The organism is uncultured Rhodospira sp. (genome assembly GCF_937138205.1).
GTDB lineage: Bacteria > Pseudomonadota > Alphaproteobacteria > Rhodospirillales > Rhodospirillaceae > Rhodospira.
Genome location: NZ_CAKZOT010000055.1, coordinates 12512 through 35486 on the forward strand (window position 1 = coordinate 12512; position 22975 = coordinate 35486).

The window sequence follows — 22975 nt, forward strand, 5'->3', positions numbered from 1 at the left end:
CCGCGCCGCCTCTCAGTCCAGCGCCAACAGGAGCCCCTTGAGGTACGCCGAATCCGGCAACAGGGGATGCAGCGGGTGGTCCGGCGCGGCCTCGGTCCGGGCCAGCACGCGCGCACTCCGCCCGGCCTGGGCGAGGCCGCGCGCCACCTCGTCCAGGAACCGGTCGGCCGGCATGTTGTGCGAGCACGAGGCGGCGAACAGAAAGCCCTCGGGCGCGACGACGGCCGCCGCCAGCCGCGCCATCTTGCGGTAGCCCCGCGCGCCGGACTCCAGGTCCTTGCGGGCCTTGACGAAACTCGGCGGATCGCACACCACGACGTCGAACCGGCGGCCGTCGCGGGCGAGCGCCTCCAGCGCGTCGAAGGCGTCGGCACGCTCGGTGCCGACGCGATCCCCCACGCCATTGCGCGCCGCCGCCTCGGTGGCCAGGGCCAGGGCGTGCGCGGCCGTGTCCACGCACAGCACCTGGGCAGCGCCCGCCACGGCGCAGGCCAGCCCGAACCCGCCGGCGTGGCTGAAGACGTCCAGCACCGTCCGCCCGCGCGACAGGGCGGCGACCATGGCGCGGTTGTCGCGCTGGTCATGGAACCAGCCGGTCTTCTGCCCGCCGATCAGATCGGCCAGGTAGGTCACGCCGCGCTCGACCACCGCGACCGGGCCGTCCGGCGCGGTGCCGTGCAGCCGATGGCCGGTATTGGGCAGACCCTCCAGGCCGCGCGCCGCCGTATCGTCGCGAATGACGATCCCGGCCGGGCGGACCAGAGCGTCGAGCCCGTCCAGAACCTGCGGCAACAACCGGTCCATGCCGGCGCTGTTGGCCTGCACGACCAGACGGTCACCGAAGCGGTCCACCACCAGCCCCGGCAGGCCGTCGGCCTCGGCGTGGACCAGGCGATAGAACGGGTCGGCCACCAGGGTCTCACGCAGCCGCAGGGCGCGGCCAAGGCGCGTGCCGATCAGGGCCGCGTCCACCGGCACGTCCGGGTCCGGCGCCACCACCCGCAGGGCGATCAGCGAATGCGGGTTGAACAGGGCTGTCGCCAGAGCCTCGTCGCCAGCGTCCAGGACAGTGACCACGGTGCCAGGCGGCAGCGCCTTGGCCTCGGGGGTCATCGCCACTTCGTTGGAGTACACCCACGGGTGGCCGCGCCGCAGGCGAGTGGCGTGCTTGGGCCGCAGGCGCACGCGGGGATGCGGCGGCCGGGCGGGATCGAGATCGGGGGACGGAGCATCGGACATGGCGGGAGCCTTTCGCGCAAGGGCGGCCACCATATCCGCCGCCGGTCCGAACGCAACCCGTCCGAACGCACGGGGTGCGTCGGGCACTACACAGGTCCGGCGCGCGGCGTTAGGCTCCCGGTTTCGTCAAACGGCCCGAAGGACCGCCATGCCCCCCCGTGACCCGCGCGACCGCTGCCGCCTGTACCTGATCACCCCGCCCGTGATCGACGACCTCACGGCGTTTGCCGCCACGCTCGAAGAGGCCCTGGACGGTGGCGACGTGGCCTGCCTGCAACTGCGTCTGAAGGAGGCCGAGGACGAGACCATCCGCCGCGTCGCCGACGAGCTGGTGCCGCTTGCCCAGGCGCGCGACGTGGCCGTGCTGATGAACGATCGGCCCGATCTGGCGCTGCTCACCGGCTGCGACGGCGTGCACGTGGGCCAAGAGGACACACCGCTGGCCGAAGCCCGGCGCATCGTTGGCGCCGATCGCGTGGTGGGTGTGACCTGTCACGCCTCCCGCCATCTGGCAATGGACGCGGGCGAGAACGGCGCCGACTATGTGGCCTTCGGCGCCTTCTTTCCCACCGACACCAAGCAGGCCAAGACGCGGGCCGACATCGACCTGTTGCGCTGGTGGGCGGAGGCGATGGTGGTGCCGGTGGTGGCCATCGGTGGCATCACGCCGGACAACGCGCGGCCGCTGATCGAAGCCGGGACGGACTTCCTGGCCGTCAGTTCCGGCGTGTGGGCCTGGCCCGAGGGGCCGAAGGCGGCGGTGGCGCGCCTGAACGCGATGATGGACGAATTCTCGCCCGAGCGCGAACAGATCAATGGCTGAGATGGATGGGCGCCCCGAGACCTCCCATATTCTACACTTCCTTTCTTGCCAAGCCGGTGACCTCAGTCCTGGTGGAAACGAGATTCGTTATTGCGAACCCGCGTCGCCATAAGAGGGTGGAGCATCCACAAAGCAAGCAATACAGAGCGCAAAACGCAAATATCCGCTCTGGATTGCTTCGTCGCCGCGCTCTTCGCAATGACGATTTGCGCGCTCTGCTCTCGAAGAAGCCGCTCATGCAGCTTTTCGCTCACACCGGCATCGTTCACCCGATTGCCCTGGCGTCCTTACGTCCTTACCAACTGGGGCACTTGGCCCGCTCGCGAGCGTAGTTCTCCGGCGTGTCGAGGGCCGCGTTGCGCCGCCGCCGCTCGGCCTCCATGTCCTCCAGGACATGGGCGACCCCCTCGTTGATCATCTCGACGTGGACCTCGCGGGCTTCGGCCCTGTTGCGAACCACGCGAGGGTTCACATAGCGCACCAGCCGTTCCAGCTCCCGCTCGACGCGCGGCGCGTAGTCCTTCTGGGTGAAATAGTACACGCCGACGTGCATCTTCTCGTGCTCGTAGATCGCGCGGTAATTGCACGATCCTTTCGGATACTCCCGCGCGATGTAGACGACCGTGTCGACCTGGTTCATGGCCGCCTCGACGCCGCGCAGGTAGACGCACAGCGCGCCGTCGCGGCGCCGGAAGATCTCGGTGCGCGTGCTGAACGAGAACCCGGATCTGGTGACGGTCAGGCCGACCGCGCCACCATTCTGCGGGATGGTAGCCTTGCCGCGCTGTTCAGCGAACATCGCGTTGATGGCGTCGCGGCCGCGGGAGTGGTCCACGCGCGCCGTGTCGAAACGCGTGGTGAGCTCCACCCGCACCGGAGCGTCCTCGCCGGGGCAGGGGATGGCCTGGGCCGGCCGCACGGCAAGGACCGCCACGGAAAGCCCCAGCACCAGGGCACAGACAAACCGTTTTCCCGGCCGGTGGCGGCGGGCGCGCGCCGTCGTCGCGAACTCCTGATGGCCCATGGGACTCCCCTTGCACCAGCGTCTCGGCCCCCCGATGATGGCACAATCCGGCCCGGTCCAGTGTGACCGGGGTCGCAAACCACCATTTCTTTTCATGTGGGCGCGGATGCCAACCATCGCCACCTGGAACGTCAATTCGATCAAGGCCCGCTTGCCGGCCGTGCTGGACTGGCTGCGCGGCGCCCGTCCGGACGTCGTGCTGCTGCAGGAGATCAAGACCGTCGACGACGGCTTTCCGGCCGAGGCCATCGAAGACGCGGGCTATGCCTGCGCCGTGCACGGCCAGAAAAGCTACAACGGCGTGGCCATCCTGTCGCGCCTCGGCCTGGAGGACGTGACCCGGGGCCTGCCCAACCGGCCCGAAGACGGTGAGGACGAGCAGGCGCGCTACATCGAGGCCGTGGTCGGCGGCACGCTGCGCGTCGCCTCGATCTATCTCCCGAACGGCAATCCGAGCGATTCGCCGAAGTTTCCCTACAAGCTGACATGGATGGAGCGCCTGCGCGCGCACGCGGCGGGCCTGGTGCGGCTGGACGAACCGGTGATCCTCGGCGGCGACTACAACGTCTGCCCCACCGACGGCGATGTCTATGACCCGGCGGGCTGGCGCGACGACGCTCTGTGCCGGTCGGAGAGCCGCGAGCGGTTCCGGGCGCTGCTGCATCTGGGCTACGCGGACGCCATCGCCGTGCGTCATCCCCGGCCGGGCGTGTACACCTACTGGGACTACCAGGGCGGCGCCTGGCAGAAGGACAACGGCCTGCGCATCGACCACCTGCTGCTGTCGCCGCTGGCCGCCGACCGGCTGGACGACGCCGGCGTCGACCGCGCTCCGCGCGGCGCGCCGAAGGCGTCGGATCATACCCCCGTGTGGGTGCGCCTGCGCGACGACTGATCCCGCATTGGATGGGGTCCACCGCTGATGGACCATGGAGACGCCGGCGGGCCCGCGCGGGCGGAACCCGCCCGGGACGTCATGCGTTGAGGCGACAGCAATCACTCGGCGGCGCGCCTTGCCGGCGACCACAAAGCCGCACCGGGCTCCCCGGCCGGAGGACTCCGTCCATGGAAGAGATCATGAACGCCCTGAACGGCTATCGCACCGTCAGCATTGTCGAGGTGTGGGTCCGCGTGCTGCTGGCGGCTGTGTTCGGCCTGTTCCTGGGGCTTGAGCGGTACCGCAAGGGCAAGCCGATGGACTTTCGCGCCTTTGTGATCGTCGCCGTTGTCTCCTGTGTCGTGGCGATCATGGCGCAGGAGGTCTACGCCGACTACGCGGATTCCGAGGGCACGATCCGCCTGGACTTCATGCGGATCATCGAAGGCGTTCTGACCGGCATCGGCTTTCTGGGGGCCGGCGCCATCCTCCGCCGAGGCGACGATCATGTCGTCGGAACGGCGACGGGCGCCAGCATCTGGGCCGCGGGCGGAATCGGTCTGGCCCTCGGGTTCGGGTTCTACCTGCTCTCGGCCATCAGCTTCATCACGATCTTTGCCACCTTGCTCCTCTTCGGCCTGCTCATGCAGGACCGCGAGGACACCCGAACAGAGGCATGATGTCCCCTGGCCTCGTGGCCTGTCGCGCGCGGGCGCGGGGGCGAGGCGTCGCGATGCGAGCTGTCCGACACCGAACCCGGATCACCTCGCATCGCGGGCACTGTCGCCGGCTGGCCCCAGGGCCGTCATCCAGTCCAGGGCATCTTCGAGGCTTCGGCACATGTGGATCTCGGCCGACACGCCGGCCCGCCCGAAAACGTCTCGGACCATGGGGGCAATGGCCGCCGTGGACTCCGTGTCGGAGATGTAGGCCACCACCAGGCGCCGAACGCGCGCCCGGGCGAAGATCCGGGCCTGCTGAAACAGGCCGTCGGCGTCCGCCTCGCGTTGGACATGCCGGATGTCGAGGATCGTCAGCAACTCGGGCGTGAAGGCGCGGCGCTGCCCGATCCTCTCCAGGCACACACCGAAGTCCGAGGAGTTGCACGTCCCGGACGACTCGAACAGCAGCACCGGGCGACCGTCCGGAAGAGAGCGCTCACGGACGACGACCGTACACGGTCCGTGGCGTTCGACGAAGGGGTCCATGTTGCCTTTCCATACCGATGATCCTGGCACCATAAGAGGATCATGCAGGTTTGCCTAGCGGCGTCCAGCGGTCCGGCGTCCCAGACGGCGCGGGCACCGGCGGCGGGTAGGATCGTCCCCCGCCGCCGGTCGCCTGAGGCCGCCCTACCCCTTCTGGGCCTTGAAGTAAGCCCGGCTGATGGCGAACACGGTCCCGCTGAGCGCGATCAGCGCGATCAGGTTCGGAATCGCCATGAGCGCGTTCATGATGTCGGCCACGGTCCAGATCAGGCCCAGGTTGCCCACGGCTCCGGCCACCAGCGCCAGCACCCACAGCACGCGGAACGGCAGGATCACCTGGGTTCCGAAGATGTACTCGGCCGCGCGCTCGCCGTAATAGGCCCACCCCAGGACGGTGGTGAAGGCGAACACGACCAAGCCCAGGGTGACGATCATGTCGCCGCCCGGCAGGCCGGTGTCAAAGGCCAGGGCCGACAACTCGGCGCCGGTCTCGCCGCTGGTCCAGGCGCCGGTGGTGATGATCACCAGGGCGGTCATCGTACAGACGACGATGGTGTCGATGAACGTGCCCAGCATGGCGACGCACCCCTGGCGGACCGGGTCATTCGTCTTGGCCGCCGCGTGGGCGATCGGGGCGCTGCCGAGGCCGGCCTCGTTGGAGAACACGCCCCGCGCGACGCCAAAGCGAATGGCCGCCAGCACGCCCGCCCCGGCGAAGCCGCCGGCCGCCGCCGTGCCGGTGAAGGCATCGGTGAAGATCAGGCCGAGGGCGCCCGGCACGTCGGCCGCGTTAAAGGCGAGGATCACCAGCGCCCCGACGACGTAGAGAATCGCCATCAGCGGCACAAGGTGTTCGGCCACGCGGCCGATGCGCTTCACGCCGCCGATGATGACCAGGAACGTCAAGGCCGCCAGCACCAGGCCGGTGATGATGGTCGGAACCTCGAACGTGCCTTCCAGGGCCTTGGCCACCGAGTTGGACTGCACGGTGTTGCCGATGCCGAAGGCGGCGACGGTGGCGAACAGGGCAAACAGCCAGCCCAGCCAGCCCCAGCCCAGGCCGTTGCGGATGTAGTACATGGGGCCGCCGACATAGCGCCCATTGGCGTCGACCTCGCGGTAGCGCACCGCCAGCACCGCCTCGGCGTACTTGGTGGCCATGCCCACCAGCGCCGTGATCCACATCCAGAACACGGCCCCCGGGCCGCCCAGGAAGATGGCCGTGGCCACGCCGGCGATATTACCGGTGCCGATGGTCGCGGACAGGGCCGTGGTCAACGCCTGGAACGGCGTGATTTCGCCCTTGTGACCCTCCTCGACCTTGCGGCCGCCGAGCATCAGCCGGAAGCCGTACCCGAGCTTGCGTTGCGGCAGAAGACCCAGGCCCAGCGTCAGGTACAAGCCGGTTCCCAACAACAGAACCAGCATGATGGGACCCCAGACGATGGAACTGACGCTTCCCAAGAATTCCGACAAGGCATCCATGGTGGTTGACCCTCTGTTCGGTGATAGGCGCACGCCGTGTTGGCGCGCGGGCCCGCCACGGACCAGGGGGCGGGCGCCGGCGCGAAACACCGGGGCGTGATGGACGGGCCTGTCTACAAGTGACGACGGCGTGCCCGCAACCGGGCATGTGGTGGAGGGATTCGGCGCCGTCAGTGGGGCCGCAAAAAAAGACCGCCGGTCCCCGGAGGCATCCAGGACCGGCGGCGAGGCCTATCCCGGCCGGTTGGATGGTGGGCCGGCCGGGACAAACCTTGAAACGGGTCGGCCGCCACCTCGGCGGCCCTTATCTAACGGGTCGGCCGCCTATTCGGCGGCCCTTATCAAACGGGTCGGCCGCCTATTCGGCGGCCTCCGGAAGCAACACCTCGCGCTTGCCCACGTGGTTGGCGCGGCTGACCATGCCCTCCTTCTCCATCAGGTCGATCATCCGCGCGGCGCGGTTGTAGCCGATCTGCAAATGGCGCTGCACGAAGCTGGTCGACGCCTTGCGCTCGCGCGCCACCAGTTCCACGGCGCGGTCGAACAGCGGGTCGGACGTCTCGGCCAGCGCGGAGGCATCGCTGGGGCCGTCGTCCTCCTCGTCGAGGGTGACGGAGTCGACATACGCCGGGCAGCCCTGGCCGCGCATGAAGTCGCAGACACGCTCCACCTCCTCGTCGGAGACGAACGGCCCGTGCAGCCGGGTGATGCGCCCGCCGGCCGCCATGTAGAGCATGTCGCCCTGGCCCAGAAGCTGTTCCGCGCCCTGCTCGCCGAGCACGGTGCGGCTGTCGATCTTGCTGGTGACCTGGAAACTGACGCGGGTGGGGAAGTTGGCCTTGATGGTGCCGGTGATGACGTCGACCGAGGGTCGCTGCGTCGCCATGATCAGGTGCAGGCCGGCGGCGCGGGCCATCTGCGCCAGACGCTGGATGGCCGCTTCGACCTCCTTGCCGGCCACCAGCATCAAATCCGCCATCTCGTCGACGACGATGACGATGTGCGGCAGCGGCTGAAGATCCATGTCCTGCTGCTCGTAGACCGGCTCGCCGGTCTCCGGGTCGAAGCCGGTCTGCACCGTGCGCGTCACCTGGCCGCCCTCGGCCAGCGCCTTCTCGACCTTCTGGTTGAAGCCCCGGATGTTGCGCACCCCGAGTTGGCTCATGGCGCGGTAGCGGTCCTCCATCTCCTTGACCGCCCATTTCAACGCCACCACGGCCTTGCCGGGATCGGTCACGACGGGCGTCAGCAGGTGCGGGATGTCGTCGTAGGCCGACAGCTCCAGCATCTTCGGGTCGATCAGGATCAGGCGGCAGCGCTCCGGCGTCAGGCGGTAGAGCAGCGACATGATCATGGCGTTGACCGACACCGACTTGCCGGACCCCGTGGTGCCGGCGATCAGCAGGTGCGGCATCCGCGCCAGATCGACGAACACCGGTCCGCCGCCGATGTCCCGCCCCAGGGCCAGGGTCAGCGTCAAATCTCCGCTGGTGAACGCCTCGCTGGCCAGCATCTCGCGCAGGTTCACGCCTTGGCGCCGGGCGTTGGGCAGTTCGATGCCGATGACGCTCTTGCCCGGGATGACGGCGATGCGCACCGACACGGCGCTCATGGCGCGGGCGATGTCGTCCGCCAGACCGATGATGCGCGCGGTCTTGATGCCCGGCGCCGGCTCCAGTTCATACAGCGTCACCACCGGGCCGGGGCGCACCTTCACGATTTCGCCCTTGATGCCGAAGTCGCCGAGCACGCCTTCCAGCAGGCGGGCGTTGTTGGTCAGGGCCTCTTCGTTGATCCGGCGCTGCGCCTCGGTGGTGCGCGGGGCCGACAGCAGGTCGAGCGGCGGCAGGGCCGCGCCGCCGGTGGTGGCATCGTCCGCGTCGTCGAACAGACTGCCCTGCCGGGCGCGCAGCGTCTCCCGCGCGGCGCGGGCGGCGGGCTGGCGCGGCGGTGCTTCCACCACCGCCCGGCGCACCGGGCCGGACGGCCGCGCCTCGGCGGCCGGCTCGCGTACGGTCGCGGCCGGCCGCGGCCCGGCCACTGTCGGCTCCGCCAGGGTGGGTTCCGCGCGTTCGGTCGGTGCCGCGCGGGTATGGCGCGCGACGGCGAGCACGACGCGGGCCACCGCACCGCCAACGGCAGCGATCACCCGCGCGCTGGCGACCAGTCCATTCCGCGCGGCGAGGACATGGCGCCAGCGCATCCCCAGGGCGACGATCGTCAGCCACACGCCCAGCACCAGGGCGCCCGCGCCCGGCACCAGGTCCCAGTGGCCGGGCGGTGCCACGCCGCTCAGCCCATGCTGGCTCCAGGCATGGGCCGCCGTCCCCAGGGCACCGCCCGGGCCGGCCCAGGATGGAAACGGGGCCGCCGGCGCCAGCGCGGCCAGCGCCATCGCCAGCAGCGGAACCGCCGCCAGCAGGGCCAGGGGCGGCGTCGCGCGCACCGCGACGGGATCCCCGGTCAGCAGGCGCAGGGCCAGCACGCCCCCGCCCAGGCACGGCAGCACCGCCGCCAGGCCGACGACTTGCAGCATCCCGTCCGCGATCAAAGCCCCAGGCACGCCCATGACGTTGCGCGGCCCAAGGGTGCTGGCGATGTTCCAGGACGCATCCGTTGGATGGTAGCTTAGCAGCGCGGCGGCCAGCGCGAGCGTGACCGTGAGCAGGCCGAGGCCCAGCACGCGCCGCCCCAACCGGATCAATCCGAGGGCCGCGGCCGGCGGCAGGAACGGGGTCCGTTGGACTCCGGCGGCGCTCCGGCTCATGGTTGCGCTCCCTCCTGTCCCGGCCCCGGCCGGACGTCACAGCACATCGCGAGAATTCTTTTGTTTCAATAGGCTAGGGGAGTTCCCTACATCCATATGTGAAGGATACAGAGGTTTCGACCCGGGAGCAAGTATGGATTTGGCGCGCCGGTCGCGCCCGCCTTCGCGCTACGCTCGCAGACGCTCGCACAGACCGCGCAGACCGGTGACGGTGATGTCGCCGGATTTCAGATACGCCTCGTCGCCGGAATAGACGATGAACGAGCGGTCGGGTTTCAGGTCTTCGCAGGCGTGGTGGAAGCCGCGATCCAGCTTCGGGGTCAGGCCGCGCTTGATCTCGACGGCCCACCGCTGTCCGCCGGGCAGGTCGAGCACGAGGTCGATCTCCGCCCCGGCGGCGGTGCGGTAGAAACTCGCCTGCGTACCCTCCGGCGCCGCGCCCAGAAGGTTTTCAGTGACGAAGCCTTCCCAGCTTCCGCCCGCCACCGGATGGCCGAGCACGGCATCGCGCTCGCCGAGGCCGAGCAGCCTGTGGACGACGCCGGAATCCCGGACATAGACCTTCGGCGAGCGGACCAGCCGCTTGCCGACATTGGCATGGAACGGCGGCAGGCGGCGCACCAGCAACAGGTCAACCAACAGGTCGAGATACCGTCCGACGGTCTTGCCGTCGACGGCCAGCCCCCGGCCGAGATGCGCGGCGTTCAGCAAGCCGCCCTGGTCGTGGGCAAGCATGGTCCAGAACCGCCGCAGCGTCTCCGCCGGAATGCGCGGGCCGAGTTCGGGGATGTCGCGTTGCAGATAGGTGCGGACGAAAGCCTCGCGCCAGACCATGCTGGACTCGTCGCTGTCGGCGAGAAAGCTGTCCGGAAACCCGCCGCGCACCCACAACCGCTCGCGCTCCGCCGGATCGACCTCCAGCACGTCGAGCGGGTTGAGGTCCACATAGGCGATGCGCCCGGCCAGACTCTCCCCGGATTGACGCAGCAGGTCCATGGAAGCGGAGCCGAGCAGCAGGAACTGCCCGGCCTTGCGGCCCTGTCGCCGTCCCTTGTCGATCAGGCCGCGCAACGCCTGGAACAACTCCGGTATGCGCTGGACCTCGTCGAGGATGACGAGTTTGTCGGCATGGCCGGAGAGGTAATAGACGGGGTCGGCGAGCTTCTCGCGATCCGGCGGAGACTCCAGATCGAGATAGACGCTCTCCCGCCGCCCGGCGACCCACTCGGCCAGCGTCGTCTTGCCGACCTGCCGGGGGCCAAGCAGGGCCACGGCCGGAAACTGGTCCAGGCGGGCAAGCAGCGGTTCTGTCAATCGGCGCGGTATCATCCTTGCAATTCTGGCACGTTATGCCGGATTTGCAAGGTTAATGCCGCGACGACGATAGGGCGGCGCCCGCGCTGTCCAACGATCCGACGGGCTCCCACGTCATGGGGGCTGAACCGTGACCCTTCGGTGTCACCTGGGTCCCCTACCCTTGCCCGCCGCCGGGACTTGCGCGAATATCCGGACCGGGAACTGGCACGGAGCCGGCAGGTCCGCGAAGGGGCGGCGCGGGCCTGGAGCAGGGGGGTGTGTCCCGGTCCGTGCGCCGAGAGGGAGCCATGGCGAAAAAAAAGACCGCCACCCCGGTCCTGTCCGACGACGAAGACAGCGGCAAGGCAGCCCTGGGCTGCCTTGGCGCCATCATCGTGCTGGTCGGCGTGGCCGCGGCCATCGCCCTGTTCGTGGAATTCGACAAGAGCGACACATCGGACGACCCGGTCTCGGGCGGATTGCCGATCACCAAGGTGGAGGCCCTGGACAAGTCCGCCGCCGACCAAGCGGCGAACCGGCCCCTGGCCCGCAACCTGGAACCCGGCGACGACGTGGGCCGGGTGGCCGGCCGGGCGACCGTCATCAATGACCTGTTCGCCGATTTCTACGAGCACGGGATCGAGCCCGAAGACCTGACCCGCGAGTTGGAGCGCCGCGCCGTGTGTTACAACGGCCGCCACGCCCAACTCGCCCCCTTGATCCTGGCGCCGGACACCAAGGGCTTCGCCATGACCTTCGGCGCCCGAACCCCGGCGCAGGGCGATCCGTTTCCCAGGCTGGAGTTCTCCCATGGGATCGCGGGCGATCTTGACTATGTGTATTATGTCAGCCTGACACGCGAGCCGGTGCGGGGGTTCGAGCCGAAAGGCATCCGCATTCCCAACACCCGCAAGGCGGTCGGACGGGTGATGCTGGAATGGGTCGCCGAGGTGGCCAACACGGCCTGCCCCGCCGGTCCATCCTGAGGCTCCCGGCCCCCGCCCGGACCCGGCTCGCCCACGGTATTTGGACGGAAGGGACCACGGATGGCGAAAACGGTGCGCGCGGAAACATCGCAGGCCACGGACAGCGTCCTGACCGCCGATGTCCTGGTCATCGGCGGCGGGCTCGTGGGCGGCACGCTGGCCTGCGGGCTGGCCCAGCACGGCATGACGGTGCTGGTGGCCGAGCGCGAGGACCCCGCCAGTTGGATGACCAACGCCTATGACGGGCGCGCCTCGGCCATCGCCCTGGGATGCCAGAAGGTGCTGGACGGGCTCGGCATCTGGCGGCACATGGGCGACGCCTGCCAGCCCATCGAGGACATCCGCATCGCCGATTCCAATGCCCCGCTGTTCATGCACTACCACCGGGACGAGGCCGGCCCCGAGCCCATGGGCTACATGGCCGAGAACCAGGTCACCCGCCGTGCCATCCAGGCGCGCCTGGGCGAACTGGACCACGCCACGCTGTTGGCCCCTGTGACGGTCGCCGATCTGGCGCGCGAGGCCAGCGGGGTCGAGGCGCGGCTGGCCGACGGCCGCCGGGTGCGCGCCCGCCTGGCCGTGGCGGCGGACGGGCGCTCCTCGCCCACCCGCGTCGCCGCCGGCATCCAGACGACCGGATGGGACTACAATCAGGGCGCCATCGTCCTGACGGTGGAACACGAGCTGCCGCACGACGGCGTGGCCATCGAGCACTTCCTGCCGGGCGGGCCGTTCGCCTCGCTGCCGCTGACCGGCAACCGCTCGTCCATCGTCTGGAGCGAGCGGCGCGACTGGATCCCGGACCTGATGGCGCTGCCCGAAGACCGGTTCATGGCCGAGTTCATGGCCCGTTTCGGCGACTATTTCGGCGAGGCGCGCATCGTCGGACCCCGGTTTTCCTATCCGCTGTCTCTGCAGTTCGCCGACCGCTACACCGACACCCGGCTGGCCCTGGTGGGAGACGCGGCACACGGAATGCACCCGGTGGCCGGGCAGGGCATGAATTACGGCCTGCGCGATGTGGCCGTGCTGGTCGAAACCCTAGTCCAGGCCCACCGCCTGGGCCTGGACCCCGGGATGCCGGACATCCTGCGCCGCTACGCGCGGCTGCGGCAGGCCGACAACCTGCTCATGCTGGGGGTCACCGACGGCATCGTGCGGCTGTTCTCCAACGACATCGCGCCGCTGCGACTGGCCCGCACCGCTGGCCTGGCGGCGGTCGACCGCATGGGACCGCTCAAGCGGTTCTTCATGCAAGCCGCCATGGGCACGACCGCCGTTGTCGGCGGCACTCCTCGGCTGATGCAGGGCCGGGCGGTGTGACGGAGGGGGGCATACACTGTCGCGGAGGACCGGTCCCATGACCCTTGATCGTATCACGGTCGATCCGGCCGTCATGAATGGGCAGCCCTGCATTCGCAGCAGCCGCCTGACCGTGCGGCGGGTTCTTCAGGGCCTTGCCGTTTATCCGGACTGGGCCGACCTGATGGCCGAATACCCGGATCTCGAACCCGATGACATCCGCCAAGCCCTGATTTGGGCTGCGCGCAACCTTGACGATCTTGTAATAGGTCGCGACGCGGCATGATGCTGCTCCTGGACCAGGGGCTCCCGGTCTCGGCCGCAAGGAACCTGCGTCAGTTCGGTTGGGTGGTCGACCATGTTTCGGAGCTCGGGCTACAACGGGCCACGGATTTGGAGATCCTTGGCCATGCCCGGGAAACTGGCGCGGTTTGCGTGACCCTAGGGCGGATCGTGTCCTATTTGACCCGCGCGGCGGGTCGGTTCGCGCCCTGCCGATCGTGACAAAGGACTGATCCCCGGCCGACGCGTTGTGTCGCATCCCCACGCTGGACACGCGGGGGCATGGTGCCGTTTAGTGGCCCGGCCCCCCGGTCGCGCGAGGTCGCCCCATGGACATCGAAACGGTCAGCGTGCTCAACGCCGACACGGACGCCAGCCGCGCGGCCGGTGACCTGCTGCGCAAGAAGTACGGTCACACCGATCCGGCACACGCCGACGTCATCGTTGCCCTGGGCGGCGACGGCTTCATGCTGGAGACGTTGCACCGGCACATGCACCTGGATGCGCCGATCTTCGGCATGAACCAGGGCTCGGTCGGGTTCCTGATGAACCAGTTCCGCATTCACGGCCTGATGGAGCGTCTGCGCGCGGCGCAGCCCGTCACCGTCAAGCCGCTGGCCATGATCGCCCGCACGGCCACCGGCGCCATCGAGGAGGCGCTGGCGATCAATGAGGTCTCCATGCTGCGCGAGACCCGTCAGGCCGCCAAGCTGCGTGTCAGCGTGGATGGCCGGGTGCGCCTGCCGGAGATGATCTGCGACGGCGTGCTGGTCTGCACGGCCGCCGGCTCGACCGCCTACAACGCCTCCGCCTACGGTCCCATTCTGCCCATGGGCTCCAACGTGATGGCGGTCACGCCGATCAGCGCTTTCCGCCCGCGCCGCTGGCGCGGCGCCATCCTGCCCAGCGTTGCCACCGTGACGGTGGACGTGCTGGAGCACGCCAAGCGCCCGGTCAGCGCCGTGGCCGACTACACCGAGGTCCGCGACGTCGTCTCGGTGCAGGTGCGCGAGAACCACGACGCCAGCCTGACCATGCTGTTCGATCCCGAGCACAACTTGGAAGAGCGCATCCTGAACGAACAGTTCATGCCATGAATGCCGAGGATGGGTCCCGTCGGAGCCGGCCCTGGGGCGCCTGGGCGGTGACGCTCGGACTCGGCGCCGGCGGGGGCGGCGTGTTCGCGGCGCTTGGGCTGCCGCTGCCGTGGATGCTGGGGGCCATCACCGCGACCACGGCGGTCGCGGTGGCGGGCGGGCGGCTGGATGTCGCCGGCCCGCTCCGGGTTGGCATGATCGGCGTTCTGGGCGTCATGCTGGGCAGTGCGTTTCACACGGAGATGCTCGACCAGATGGTGCACTGGTGGCCCAGCCTGTGCGGCCTCCTGGCGTATGTGCTGGTCTCGACGCTGGTGGTGGCCGCGTGGCTGCGCCGGGTCGTCGGCTATGACCCCGTCACGGCCTGGTTCTCGGCGGCGCCGGGCGGGCTCAACCAGATGATCCTGATGGGTGGCGCGCTGGGCGGTGATGACCGCGTCATCGCGCTGAGTCACGGGATCCGCATCCTGTTGGTGGTGTTCACGGTGCCGGCGGCTTTCGCGCTGCTGGCCGGGTACGAGCGGCCGGACGGCGGGGCCGCCGGCATCGGCGCGGCATGGGACGGCATTGCTCTGATCGACGCCGGGTGGCTGGTGGGGTGCGGGGTGATCGGCGTGCTCGGCGCCCGCGCCCTGAACATCCCGGCGGGGATGCTGATCGGGCCGATGGCGCTAAGCGCGCTGGTGCACGGGCTTGGCTGGACCGCGTCCCACCCGCCGGCCCTGGCGGTGGCGGCGGCCCAGGTGGTGGTCGGATCGGGCATCGGCGCGCGCTTCTCCGGCGTGCCCGCGCGGGCGGTGGCGCGGGTGTTCCTGGCCAGCATCGGCTCGACCGCCGTGCTGCTGGGGATCACGGTGGCCTTCGCCGGGGCGTTGTCGCTGGTCACATCGCTGCCGCCCCGCGAGTTGATCCTGGCCTACGCGCCTGGCGGAGTGGTGGAGATGAGCCTGGTGTCGCTGGCGCTGGGGGTGGACGTGGCGTTCGTCTCGACACACCACATCGCGCGGATCCTGCTGATCGTCCTTCTGGCGCCGCTGGCGGTGAGGCTGTCGGGACGGCCTCAGTGAGACGGGCCAAAAACCGTGTCCAGATCGGCGCCGTCCAGAAGCCGGTCGAACCAAGCGTCCAGCGTGGCTTCATCGGCGCCGAACACTCGTGCCCGCAAGTCTGAGGACAGCGGCCCGAAGGCGTGCTCGGCGACTCGGACCAAAGCCTCGGCCTTTCCTTCCGCGCGCCATTGGCGTTTCCAGTCCTCGGCCAGCGTTGCCAGCATTGCTTACGTCCGTCCGTCGACAGATGGGCAGGTCACATGCACCGCGCGCTCAATGCAGGCCGAAAACCGTGTCCAGATCGGCCCCATCCAGAAGCCGGTCGATCCAGGCGTCCAGCGAGGCTTCGTCGGCGCTAAGAACCCGTGCTCGCAAGGCTGAGGACAGCGGTCCGAAGCGGCGCTCGGCCATTCGAATAAGGGTCTCCGCCTTGCCTTCGGCCTTTCCTTCCGCGCGCCATCGCCGCTTCCAATCCTGACCCAGCGTTGCCAGCATCGTCCTTGCCTCCAACAGATCGTCGGGCATTGCCACCCGTGGCTCGATCCCGGCGAGGGCCTGACGCACCAGTTCGGCGAACAGACGCATCAAGTCCTGAACCGCCGGATGGCGACGGAACCACCCCACCACCTCGTCCACCAGGGCGGCGAGCTCATCCGGATCGGGCTGTTGCTCCAGGCGGAACAGCAGGGCCGTCAGGGTGTCCCGCCGCGCCAAGTCGTCGCCGGGCAGCCGCCCCATATCGATGACATGATAGCGGATTCGCGGCTGCCAAGGCCATAGTGGCGACTCGGCCGGAAGCCCGACCAGATCCGCCGTGTCGGTGGGGGCGGACCAGCGGTCGGTCCCGTTGTGCAGCACCACCAGCAGCACCGGCGGCAGCGGATCGCCGGCCTTCAGGGAGCGTTCCGCGATCAGGTGCTGCCACAACAGCCCCTCGTAGACCTGGGCGCGCACCGCCATCCACCAGTCGTTCCGGGATTGGAACTCCAACAAGAGGTACAGATAGACGTCCACCCCTTCCCGGGTCGGCAGCCGCCAGATGACATCGCCGTCGCGCCGCTGGCCGGCGCGGTCGTGGAACTTCGCCACCACCCGCTCCATGCGGGCGAAATCGACGCCCGCGGCCATGGCGTCCGGCACGGCGTCGCGCACCAAGTGCTCGACCATCAGCGGATGCGAGAACAGGCGATGGTAGAGGGAATCGTGATCGGCCATGGTCCCGGCATAGCACGAGCCGGCGCCGGGGTCAGCACGCGTGGCTTGGCCTGCCCGGCCCGCCCGGCTAAGGTGCGCCGCTTCCGCCCTCCTGCCCGAGTCCCTGCCCATGTCCGAGCCTGTCCAGCCCGACCCCAGCCGTCTCGACCCCACCATGCAGGCCGACATCGAGGCCCTGCGCGCCCAGACCGGCGAGACCCGCCGGGCCACGGTCGCGGCGATGGAGGAGATCCTGCACCTGCCGTTTCCGGTGCTCGACCATGGGTTCATCCGCGTGGTGGACTACATGGGCGACGACGGCGCCGTGGTGCAGGCGGCGCGCGTCTCCTACGGGCGCGGCACCAAGCAGGTGCGCGAGGATCGGGGCCTGATCCGCTATCTCATGCGCCACCGCCACACCACGCCGTTCGAGATGTGCGAGATCAAGTTTCACGTCAAATTGCCGATCTTTGTCGCCCGGCAGTGGATCCGCCACCGCACCGCCAACGTCAACGAGTACTCGGCGCGCTATTCGGTGATGGACCGGGAGTTCTACATCCCGGCGCCGGAGCATCTGGCGGCGCAGTCCAGCGACAACCGGCAGGGGCGCGGCGCGGTGCTGGAAGGGGCCGAGGCGGCGGAGGTGCTGGACATCCTGCGCGGCGACGCCATGCGCTGCCATGCCGACTACGAGCACATGCTGGGCACGGGCGACGACTCCCGGCTGGGTCTGGCGCGCGAGCTGGCGCGCATGAACCTGACGCTGAACACCTATACGCAGTGGTACTGGAAGATCGACCTGCACAACCTGATGCACTTCCTGTCGCTGCGCGCGGACAGCCACGCCCAGTTCGAGATTCGGGTCTATGCCGAGATCATGCTGGATCTGATGGCCCGCTGGGTGCCGGTGATCCACGAGGCGTTCATGGACTACCGCATGGGCGGGATGCACCTGTCGCGCCCGGCCCTGGCCGTGGTGCGCAAGGCCCTGGCCGGCGAGCCCGTCACCCAGGCCGACAGCGGCCTGTCGCCCCGCGAGTGGCGGGAACTGTGGGCGGCGCTGGACCTGCCTATGCCGGCGTGACGGTCACGCCGACGTCGGCCGGCTTGGCATAGTAGGGCGCCGAGGTGACCAGCACGCGGGCGCCGGCGCGGGCGTAGTCCCCGGCGTTGCCGGGGTGAATGCCCCCGGCGGCGGCGATGCAGACGGCGGCGCCCGCCGGCAGGCGCGCCGCCACGTCGGCCACATCGTCCGGCGGAAATTTCTCCAGTTGCAGCACGTCGGCACCGTGGCGGGCGGCGGCCAACGCCTCCTCGACCGTCTTGACCTCGACCACGACGGCGCGTTCCGGGCAGGCGTGTTTCAGCGTGCGGATCTGCCCGCCCAGGGCCTCGGCCCCACCGCCCACGGCCCGGTGTTCCGGGAACAGCAGCACGGTGTCCGACAGTCCGGTGCGGTGCAGGACGGCGCCGCCGGCCAGGACGGCCTTGGCAGACAGGGCGCGGGTGCCGGGAATGGCCTTGCGGGTGCAGGCGACGATGGCGTCGGGGCGGGCAGAGCGGGCCGCCTCGACCATGGCACGGGCGGCCGTGGCCACGCCGGAGGGCCACTCGACCAGCATCTGCGCCACCTTCCAGGCCAGCAGCAGCGCCTCGGCCGACCCCTCGGCGGACAGGATGGGCGCGCCGGCCCCCAGCGCCGCGCCGCTGGCACAGTCGGGCCGGGCCGTGGCGCCCACCAGATGCAACAGCCGCGCCGCCTCCTCCACCCCGCACACGACCATCGGCCCGCGCGCGGCAAAGCTCATGCGGGCCGGCCGGTCGCCGAGGTCCAGCGCCCGCGTGGTCAGGTCGCCGTACGGCGCATCCTCGCGCAGCAGCGCCCAAAGGGCGGAGTCGTCCAATGCCTGCATGAGGTCTTTCCCTGCCTCAGTCCGCCATCGACCGCAGGCAGTGTTCGACCCATGCCTTGGTCAGCTTCTCTTGCGCCGTGTTCTGGCCCAGGCGCTCGTGCAGGGCCTGGAAGTCCACCGCGTCCAGGTCCAGGTCCTGGTTGAAGCAGGTGAAGACCACTTTCTGCTCGCCCGTCACCGGATCGGTCTGCGGCTGCAGGCACTGGGCGCAGATTTCCTTCATCATGCATTGCATCGGGCTGTTGATGGAGCCGATGCCGACCGTCTTCCGCTTGAGGTGGGGCGCCAGCACGTCATGGCGGGCCTGTCCCACGGCCTGCATCATGCGGTCGGAGCCGATGGCGATGATGCGGTCGACCTCGGTCATGGGAACGGCCGTCTCGCCCAGCCCGCCCGTGGCATAGGCCAGCATTCCCTGCACGATGTTGCCGACGAACGCCTTGTCGTCCGGCCGGTCGGGTGTGAAGCCCGGTCCCTCGTCGCTGCACCAGACGACGACGTCGGCGGCCTCGTGGATCTCGGGCACCTTGAAGCGGTCATGCATATGCCGGTAGCCGGCGAAGTACAGCACGCGCGAACCGGCCGCCCGCAACGCCTTGCCGATGGAGAACAACACGGCGTTGCCCAGGCCGCCGCCGGCCAGCAAGACCGTCTCGCCCGAGGGGATCTCGGTCGGGGTGCCGGTCGGCCCCATGGCCACCACCGGTTCGCCCGGCTTCAACAGGGCGCACAGGTCGGACGAGCCGCCCATCTCCAGCACGATCATGGACAACAGCCCGGCCTCGCGGTCCACCCAGGCACCGGTCAGGGCCAGGCCCTCCATCGCCAGAAGGGTGCCGTTGGCGTGCGGCGCCAGGCGCTCGAAGTTCTGCAACCGATAGAACTGGCCGGGGTGGAAGCCCTCGGCGGCCAGGGGTGCCCGCACGGTCACCTCGACGATGGTCGGCGTCAGGCGCGTGACCGCGTGCACCACCGGACGAAGCTGGTCGTTCAGGCGTGCGAACAGGGTCTCGCGCGGCTCGGGCGTCGTGACCGGCCGGCGCGCCAAAACGCGACTGATGACCGGGTAGGCGCGGAAGGCCGACGCGAAGGCGGTGACCACGTTGCCGGCGAACGACGGGTGCAGGTCGCCCAGGAAACTCATGGAGGTGCCGTCGTCGTTCACCGCCATCAACACGTCGGCCTGGGCGGGTTTGGCGCGGCGTTCGGGCGAGACAGGGGCGCCGGTCTCGTCCACCGCCTGGAAGAATTTGCCGTCGAGGGCGAAGTGGCCCGGCAGCTCGCGCGCCAGCGTGGTATTGGGCACCGTTCCGGCGGCGACGATGACGGTCCGCGCCGGGATGGTCCGCCGCTCCCCGGTCTCCTGGTGGTTGACCAGCAGCCCTTCGGCGTGGCCGTAGCCGTCCAACTCGACCTTGGCCGGCACCCACAGCTCGGCCACCGAAATGCCCTCCTCCAGGGCCTTTTCGACCTCTTCGTGGTTGTTGCGATACGCGGGGGAGTCGGTCAGGCGGCGCCGATAGACCAGGGTCGAGCCGCCCCAGTCCTGCAGCAGTTCGCGGATGCGGGGCGCGCGGCCCTCGGCGGCGGCAGACTCTCGTTCCGCGCGGATGGCGCGGCCGTGGGCCAGGAACTCGTCCAGGATGGCCCGGTCCTCGACACTCCAGCCGGCGCGCACGGCCTCCTCGCCCTTCTCTGCGGCCAGGGCCTCGTAGCGGGCCAGCATTTTCTCCACCTGGACCGGGTAGTACGCCAGCGCCTCGGTGGCGGCGTCCACGGCGGTCAGGCCACCGCCGATCACCACCACCGGCAGCCGAACCTGCAGGTTTGCGACGCTGTCGGGCTTGGCCGCGCCGGTCAGTTGCAGGCCCATCAGGAAGTCCGACGCCTGCCGCACGCCGCGTGCCAGGCCGTTTTCCATCGGCACCAGAGTGGGCTTGCCGGCGCCCATGCACAGCGCGACGTGGTCGAAGCCCATGGCGAACGCATCGTCGGGCGTGATGGTGCCGCCGAACCGCACGCCGCCGACCATGGCGAATTCGGCGCGGCGTTCCAGCAACAGGCGGATCACGGTCAGGAAGTTCTTGTCCCAGCGCACGGTAATGCCGTATTCGGCCACGCCGCCGAACCCGCCCATGACGCGCTGGTCCAGCGGTTCGCGCAAGGAGTCGATGTCGCGGATGGGCCGGAACGGCACCCGGGTCCCCAGCGCGTCCACGCCCGAGACGGCCGGGTCCATCGGCTCGATCTTCAGGCCGTCGATGCCCACGACATCATGGCCGTCGTTCATCAGATGGTGGGCGACCGAGTACCCGGCCGGCCCCAGACCCACCACCAGCACCCGCTTGCCGGTGTCCGGGCACGGCAGGGGCCTGCGGATATTAAGTGGGTTCCAGCGCGTCAGCAGGCTGTAGACCTCGAACCCCCAGGGCAGCGCCAGCACGTCCTTGAGTGCTCGTGTCTCTGACTGCGGGATGTTCACCGGGTCGCGCTTCTGCTTCTGATAGATGCAGGCGACCATGCAGTCGTTGCAGATGCGGTGCCCGGTGCCGGCGCACAGCGGGTTGTCGATGGCGATGACGCCCAGGGCGCCAACGAAGAGTCCCGTGGTCCGGGCCTCGTTGAACTCGCTGATCTTCTCGTCCAGCGGACAGCCGAGCATCTCGCGGCCGAGCGCGTTGGTCTGCACGGCGCCGGTCTTGCGGTCCTTCAGGCCGGTCGAGCAACTGTCGTTGCCCTGGTGGTGGCAGAAGATGCAGTAGTGCGCCTCGTTCAGCCCGTGCACGGTGTCGGCGCCGGCATCGGTCAGGCCAAAGCCCTCGCGCCGGCGCAGGGCGTGTGACGGCAGGCGCTGGCACGGCACGGCGGCGCGGTCGTCCGTCTCCAACGGGATCAGCGCCTGCGGATCGTGCTTCTTCGGCTGGCGGAACATCACGCCGTCGGGAAAGCGGGCCAGCCCGGCGTCGGTCAGCCCGGCCCAGGCGGCGAAGCGCATCGCCAGGTCCAGCGACTCGGCATTGGCGGCCTCGTCCTCCATCCAGGCCATGACCCGTTCGGCGAACAGGGGCTCGGTCACCGGCCCGCCCAGCGCCTCGGCAAGCTCCCGCTCCAGCGCCGCGCCGTCCAGGTCGGCCGCCGCCTCCGGCTTGATCTTCTTGAACGCGAGGCGCTGCACGAACAGGCGCTTGCAGGCGAACACGACCGCGAGCGCGTCGTCCTCCGCCGCCTTGGCGCGAATTTCGGCGCCGATGCCAAAGAGATCGCCGAGAAAGTCCTGGAGATGCGGGGCGAGGTCCAGGATCAGCGCCGATTCGGCCTTGCGATCCAGCGCGCCCGGCACCGCACGGGCCTCCGTCAGGCGCTTGGCCAAGCCCGGGTCGCCCTCGGTCAGGGCGCTGAGGAAGGCGCCATCCACCTTCGCCAGCCCGGCCTTGTCGTACAGATCGGTGAAGGAAAGGCCGAAGCCGAGAGACAGGTCAGTCGCCTCGGCGGAGTCGCCGAGGGACGCGGAGGTCGTGGCGGTGTCCATGGAGCCAATCGGAAATCCGTTACAGGGTCGGGACCGGAGTCGTCAGCGCTCCGCGTGCGTTGGCAACATGGGGCCGGGCGCGTATCATTGCAATGCACGGAACGCGGCCACGGCCACGGGGGCGCCCCGCGCCACCGGCGCCGGCGCAACGGTTGCTTAAAGAATCGCGGATAGGCTCGCGGTCGGTTCGTTGCAGGAGAGTCCCGCCATGTCCGTCAGCAATTTCGCCGACCTGAGCAAGCTGCGCGAGGCCCGTCGCGCCGACGCCGCGCAGCCGCGCGAGATCTACCAGCCGCAAATCGAGCCCCTGCCCAAAGGCCCCCTGACCACCAAGCAGTTCAACCGCCACCTCGCCCACGTGCTGGAAGAGCAGACCAAGGCCGCCGTCAGCAAGTATATCGGCGATGTGGACCCGGGCGAGGTGCTGGATCTGGCCCGCCGAGTCGCCAACCTGCGCGCGCGCTACGTGGCGTCGGCACTCGCGGCGGCCGGTGGCACGGCCCCCCCGACCAAGGCCGAGATCGACGAGATGCGCTTCATGCGCGAACGCATCGAGGAACTGGAGCAAGCCCTTGCCGCCGTGCGTGAGGCCATCGCCAACGAGGTGGTCCAGGTCAAGAACGTGGTCGGGGACTAGACGGTCTTACATGCCCGGCCCGTGGCCCTATGGTATTCACACGGCTCCGGCGTGGTCCGCGCGAGTCGACGGGAATGGACAGAACCCCTCCCCAACCCTCCCCGTAAACGGCTATCCGATTCACATATCTTCACTTATGCTCGTCATTGCGAGGAGCGAAGCGACGAAGCAATCCAGGGCGAATACTGGTGCACTACGCCCTGGATTGCTTCACCCTCGTCTTGCGACGAGGGTTCGCAATGACGAGTCATGGTCCTGTTCGCAGCC

The 22975-nt window shown here is 69.4% G+C and carries 22 protein-coding genes; 11 read left to right on the forward strand and 11 right to left on the reverse strand.

Going from position 1 to position 22975, the window contains the following annotated elements; all coding sequences use genetic code 11:
- Nucleotides 1-12: 12 nt before the first annotated feature.
- Nucleotides 13-1239, reverse strand: a complete 1227-nt coding sequence (locus tag Q0309_RS07185; protein ID WP_299438974.1) for a class I SAM-dependent rRNA methyltransferase — start codon at nucleotides 1237-1239, stop codon at nucleotides 13-15.
- 148 nt (nucleotides 1240-1387) lie between these two features.
- Between Q0309_RS07185 and thiE the strand changes: the two genes are divergently transcribed.
- Complete coding sequence (gene thiE, locus Q0309_RS07190) at nucleotides 1388-2062, forward strand: thiamine phosphate synthase (RefSeq protein ID WP_299438977.1); 675 nt, start codon at nucleotides 1388-1390, stop codon at nucleotides 2060-2062.
- A gap of 62 nt (nucleotides 2063-2124) precedes the next feature.
- On the opposite strand, the gene Q0309_RS07195 is transcribed toward thiE, so the two are convergent.
- Entirely contained in the window at nucleotides 2125-2316 is a 192-nt protein-coding gene (locus tag Q0309_RS07195) for a hypothetical protein (RefSeq protein WP_299438979.1), read from the reverse strand.
- Between the two features lie 41 nt (nucleotides 2317-2357).
- Nucleotides 2358-3086 carry a hypothetical protein gene (locus Q0309_RS07200; protein WP_299438981.1) on the reverse strand — a complete coding sequence of 243 codons (729 nt, stop codon included), beginning with the start codon at nucleotides 3084-3086 and terminating at the stop codon, nucleotides 2358-2360.
- A 106-nt stretch (nucleotides 3087-3192) separates the two neighbouring features.
- Here Q0309_RS07200 and Q0309_RS07205 point away from each other — a divergent pair, with 106 nt between their 5' ends.
- A complete protein-coding gene (locus tag Q0309_RS07205; RefSeq protein ID WP_299438983.1) occupies nucleotides 3193-3981 on the forward strand; it encodes an exodeoxyribonuclease III in 789 nt (262 codons plus the stop codon).
- Between the two features lie 170 nt (nucleotides 3982-4151).
- Nucleotides 4152-4643, forward strand: coding sequence for an MgtC/SapB family protein (locus Q0309_RS07210; RefSeq protein ID WP_299438985.1), 492 nt, complete (start codon nucleotides 4152-4154; stop codon nucleotides 4641-4643).
- A gap of 81 nt (nucleotides 4644-4724) precedes the next feature.
- Here Q0309_RS07210 and Q0309_RS07215 read toward each other — a convergent pair whose 3' ends face one another.
- From Q0309_RS07215 to Q0309_RS07230, 4 genes are all read right to left on the reverse strand, one after another.
- Nucleotides 4725-5171, reverse strand: a complete 447-nt coding sequence (locus tag Q0309_RS07215; protein ID WP_299438987.1) for a hypothetical protein — start codon at nucleotides 5169-5171, stop codon at nucleotides 4725-4727.
- A 144-nt stretch (nucleotides 5172-5315) separates the two neighbouring features.
- Nucleotides 5316-6656, reverse strand: coding sequence for a sodium:alanine symporter family protein (locus Q0309_RS07220; RefSeq protein WP_299438989.1), 1341 nt, complete (start codon nucleotides 6654-6656; stop codon nucleotides 5316-5318).
- Nucleotides 6657-7014: 358 nt separating this feature from the next.
- On the reverse strand, nucleotides 7015-9423 hold the full coding sequence (locus Q0309_RS07225) for a DNA translocase FtsK 4TM domain-containing protein (protein WP_299438991.1): 2409 nt from the start codon (nucleotides 9421-9423) through the stop codon (nucleotides 7015-7017).
- Nucleotides 9424-9591: 168 nt separating this feature from the next.
- On the reverse strand, nucleotides 9592-10737 hold the full coding sequence (locus Q0309_RS07230; protein WP_299438993.1) for an ATP-binding protein: 1146 nt from the start codon (nucleotides 10735-10737) through the stop codon (nucleotides 9592-9594).
- Between the two features lie 290 nt (nucleotides 10738-11027).
- Here Q0309_RS07230 and Q0309_RS07235 point away from each other — a divergent pair, with 290 nt between their 5' ends.
- From Q0309_RS07235 to Q0309_RS07255, 6 genes are all read left to right on the forward strand, one after another.
- The gene (locus Q0309_RS07235; RefSeq protein WP_299438995.1) at nucleotides 11028-11705 is read left to right on the forward strand and encodes a hypothetical protein; all 678 of its coding nucleotides are present in this window, start codon (nucleotides 11028-11030) and stop codon (nucleotides 11703-11705) included.
- 60 nt (nucleotides 11706-11765) lie between these two features.
- Complete coding sequence (locus tag Q0309_RS07240; protein ID WP_299438997.1) at nucleotides 11766-13028, forward strand: UbiH/UbiF/VisC/COQ6 family ubiquinone biosynthesis hydroxylase; 1263 nt, start codon at nucleotides 11766-11768, stop codon at nucleotides 13026-13028.
- Nucleotides 13029-13065: 37 nt separating this feature from the next.
- A complete protein-coding gene (locus tag Q0309_RS07245; RefSeq protein WP_299438999.1) occupies nucleotides 13066-13293 on the forward strand; it encodes a DUF433 domain-containing protein in 228 nt (75 codons plus the stop codon).
- Nucleotides 13293-13511 (forward strand): DUF5615 family PIN-like protein, encoded by a 219-nt coding sequence (locus tag Q0309_RS18600; protein WP_366940576.1) that lies wholly within the window; start codon nucleotides 13293-13295, stop codon nucleotides 13509-13511. Before Q0309_RS07245 ends, Q0309_RS18600 begins: the two co-directional genes overlap by 1 nt.
- 107 nt (nucleotides 13512-13618) lie before the next feature.
- Nucleotides 13619-14386, forward strand: a complete 768-nt coding sequence (locus Q0309_RS07250; RefSeq protein ID WP_299439001.1) for an NAD kinase — start codon at nucleotides 13619-13621, stop codon at nucleotides 14384-14386.
- On the forward strand, nucleotides 14383-15453 hold the full coding sequence (locus Q0309_RS07255) for an AbrB family transcriptional regulator (RefSeq protein WP_299439003.1): 1071 nt from the start codon (nucleotides 14383-14385) through the stop codon (nucleotides 15451-15453). The genes Q0309_RS07250 and Q0309_RS07255 overlap by 4 nt, the downstream gene beginning before the upstream one ends.
- Here Q0309_RS07255 and Q0309_RS07260 read toward each other — a convergent pair.
- Both Q0309_RS07260 and Q0309_RS07265 read right to left on the reverse strand, forming a co-directional pair.
- Complete coding sequence (locus tag Q0309_RS07260) at nucleotides 15447-15659, reverse strand: hypothetical protein (RefSeq protein WP_299439005.1); 213 nt, start codon at nucleotides 15657-15659, stop codon at nucleotides 15447-15449. The two genes, Q0309_RS07255 and Q0309_RS07260, sit on opposite strands and share 7 nt — an antisense overlap.
- 49 nt (nucleotides 15660-15708) lie before the next feature.
- Nucleotides 15709-16650 (reverse strand): Rpn family recombination-promoting nuclease/putative transposase, encoded by a 942-nt coding sequence (locus Q0309_RS07265; protein ID WP_299439007.1) that lies wholly within the window; start codon nucleotides 16648-16650, stop codon nucleotides 15709-15711.
- A gap of 154 nt (nucleotides 16651-16804) precedes the next feature.
- On the opposite strand from Q0309_RS07265, the gene thyX reads away from it, so the two are divergent.
- Entirely contained in the window at nucleotides 16805-17713 is a 909-nt protein-coding gene (gene thyX / locus Q0309_RS07270) for an FAD-dependent thymidylate synthase (protein ID WP_299439015.1), read from the forward strand.
- Here the strand turns inward: thyX and modD are convergent.
- Entirely contained in the window at nucleotides 17700-18542 is an 843-nt protein-coding gene (gene modD / locus Q0309_RS07275; RefSeq protein WP_299439009.1) for a ModD protein, read from the reverse strand. The genes thyX and modD overlap by 14 nt on opposite strands.
- Before the next feature lie 16 nt (nucleotides 18543-18558).
- Nucleotides 18559-22071, reverse strand: a complete 3513-nt coding sequence (locus Q0309_RS07280; RefSeq protein WP_299439011.1) for an FAD-dependent oxidoreductase — start codon at nucleotides 22069-22071, stop codon at nucleotides 18559-18561.
- A gap of 208 nt (nucleotides 22072-22279) precedes the next feature.
- On the opposite strand from Q0309_RS07280, the gene Q0309_RS07285 reads away from it, so the two are divergent.
- Nucleotides 22280-22708, forward strand: coding sequence for a hypothetical protein (locus Q0309_RS07285; protein ID WP_299439013.1), 429 nt, complete (start codon nucleotides 22280-22282; stop codon nucleotides 22706-22708).
- The last annotated feature ends 267 nt before the right edge of the window (nucleotides 22709-22975 follow it).